Raw genomic sequence first — 2,009 nt, forward strand, 5'->3', positions numbered from 1 at the left:
CCCGGGTTCCGCAGTTCGTAGTCACACGTGGAGACTGGGCTGGGAGAATCTGCTGGTAGATGGCTTGCAGAGAGCTCCGGGGCGTCACGAAGGCCCGAGAGTGTAGTAACACGACTTCGAAGATTTCATGTATGTGAGCTCAAGGTTCGTGGTTCTGTGTAGTCATGTACTTGCGGTTCACCCAGCGAACCAACGCGGACGGCAGTGTCGTCAGATATGTCGCGCTGGCCCACAACCGGCGCGTGGATGGCAAGAGCAAGCCGGATGTGCTGATGAACCTGGGCCGGATCGACCGCCTGGACGTGGGCGGCCTGCTCGGGCTGGCGGCCTCTATCCGCAAGCACTTCGGCGACGGCCTGGACAACTGCGGCCAGGCCGATGACGCCGTCGAGATCGGGCAGCATGCCGGCAGCGCGCCGATCGAGGTGGTCGATTCCCGTCCCGTGGGCGCCGTCTGGCTGCTGGAGGGCCTGTGGCGGCACCTGGCCGTCGCCTCGGCGATCAAGAAGGCGGCCGATGGCCGGCGCTTCACCACCAACATGGAACGCGTGCTGTTCGCGCTGGTCGCCAACCGGGCGATCGCGCCGATGAGCAAGCTGTCGGCCGCTGAATGGGCCAGCCAGGATGTGATCATTCCCGGTTTGGCCGCAATGGACGACGACCAGGCATATCGGGCGATGGACCTGCTGGTGGAGGCCGACACTCAAGGCGAGGTCCAGGAGGCGGTGTTCTTCGCCGTCGCCCACCTGCTGAACCTCGAAGTCGATCTGCTGTTCTTCGACACCACCTCGACCTACTTCGAACGCGATGAGGAAGAGTCCGGCGAGCAGGCGTTTCGCACCTACGGCAAGTCCAAGGACCACCGTGATGACCTGCCGCAGATCGTCATCGGGCTGGCGGTCACCCGCGAGGGCATCCCGGTCCGGGTGTGGTGCTGGCCCGGCCACAGCAATGACCAGAGCGTGCTGGAGCAGGTCAAGGACGACATGCGCGCCTGGAAGCTGGGCCGCGTGATCACCGTGGTGGACCGCGGCTTCTCCAGCGCCGACAACCTGGCCTACCTGCGCCGCGCGGGCGGCCACTACATCGCCGGGATGCGCATGCGCGACGGCGGCGCCCTGGTGGAGCAGGCACTGTCGCGGCAGGGCCGCTACCAGCAGGTGCGCGACAACCTGCGCGTCAAGGAAGTCCGCCTCGACGGCGCCGGCGACGTGCGGTTCATCATCTGCCACAATCCCGACCAGGAACAACGCGACAAGCAGCACCGTGAGCAGGCGATCACGCGGATCGAGGCCGAACTGGAGCGCATCAGAGCCCAGCGCGAGCGGGAGGCCAGGCGCGAGCTGAGCGCCAAGGCGCGGGAGAAGGCCGAGACCGCCCACGTCCGAGCCGAGTGCGCGCTGCGCGACCATCCCACGCTCAAGCGGTGGATCCGCCAGCAGAAGAACGGACGCCTGGTGATCGACCGGGCCAAGGTCAAGGCCGAAGAACGACTGGACGGCAAGTACCTGCTGGCCACCTCAGACCCCGACATCAGCACCGAAGACGCCGCACTCGGATACAAAAACCTTCTTGAAGCCGAGCGAGGCTTCCGGGACATGAAGTCCGAACTGCTGCTCCGGCCCATCTTCCACCGGCTCGAACACCGCATCCGCGCGCACGTGCTGATCTGCTGGCTCGCCCTGCTGCTGACCCGCGTCGCCGAACGCGGATGCGGGCAAAGATGGCCCCGGATCAACCGCGAATTGTCCCGTCTGTCCCAAGTCACCCTCGCCGGACCGGCCGGAACCGTCATCCACACCACCCCGCTACGACCCGCACAACGAGCCGTCTACCAGGCACTTTCCATCACACCACCGGCACGGGTCTCCGTCTTCGAACCTGCCTGACCTGATGAGCGACCGGCCGCCGAGGGCATAGGCACACGACCCTCCCCGGCCCTACACGCATTCTCCCAGGTCAACATCCAAATCCGGGCTCACGTGTGACTACCAGCTGCGGAACCCCGG

Annotated in this window: 1 protein-coding gene; it reads left to right on the forward strand. The window is 66.0% G+C overall.

Annotated elements, in window-relative coordinates:
• The first annotated feature begins 164 nt into the window (after positions 1-164).
• Entirely contained in the window at positions 165-1,889 is a 1,725-nt protein-coding gene (locus ABEA43_RS67640; RefSeq protein WP_345581514.1) for an IS1634 family transposase, read from the forward strand.
• The last annotated feature ends 120 nt before the right edge of the window (positions 1,890-2,009 follow it).

Origin of the sequence: Nonomuraea rosea (assembly GCF_039539705.1) — a bacterium.
GTDB classification, from domain to species: Bacteria; Actinomycetota; Actinomycetes; order Streptosporangiales; family Streptosporangiaceae; genus Nonomuraea; species Nonomuraea rosea.